1 pseudogene is annotated in these 640 nt (G+C 72.5%); it reads left to right on the top strand.

Features of this window, described 5'->3' with window-relative positions:
* Positions 1-640, top strand: a pseudogene (locus DEIPI_RS31370) (dynamin family protein); the annotation flags it as partial.

Here is a 640-nt window from a genome sequence, read left to right as displayed (position 1 = left end):
GCGGGCTTCGGCGCCCTGCGGGAAGCCCTGGCGACGCGGCTCGGGGAGCGCGAGCGCACCCGCCTGAAACTCGAGAGTCCCCTCGGGACGGCCCGCGAGCTCCTCTCCGGCGAGGACCGCCGCGCCGACGCCGCCCGCGCGACCCTGAAGCAGGACCAGGAGGTGCTGCGCGACCTGGAGCGGCAGCGCGAACGTCACCGCGAGACGATGCTCGGCGAGCTCGACGGTCAGCTCAACCGCGTCACCCGCCTCCTCGCGGAGTTCGAGACGCGCGCCGACGCCTTCATCGACGAGAAGCTGCGGCTGGGCCGCATCCGCGAGCTGATGAACTCCCGTGAGCTGGAGAAGAAGTTCCGGGAGGACGCCGTCCGCGACCTGCCCGACGCGATCGAGCGGCAGTTCGGCACGATGATCGACCGTTTCGTGGAGGCGAACCTGCACTTCTGGGAGGACGTGCAGAACTTCCTCGTGCGCCGTCAGCCCGACCGCGAGCTCGCCCGGACGCGCTTCTCCTACGACCGCGCCGCCCTGATGGAGGGCATCTCCGGCAGCGCGCAGCGGCACCTGGAGGAGGTCACCGAGCAGCAGCTCGCGCGCGAGCTCGCGCAGGACGCCGAGGCGGCCCTCCGGGGCGTGGCGG

Source organism: Deinococcus pimensis DSM 21231 (assembly GCF_000519345.1).
Classification (GTDB): Bacteria; Deinococcota; Deinococci; order Deinococcales; family Deinococcaceae; genus Deinococcus_A; species Deinococcus_A pimensis.
Note: the sequence above shows the minus strand (reverse complement) of the source record. Positions and strands in the feature narration are given on the sequence as shown.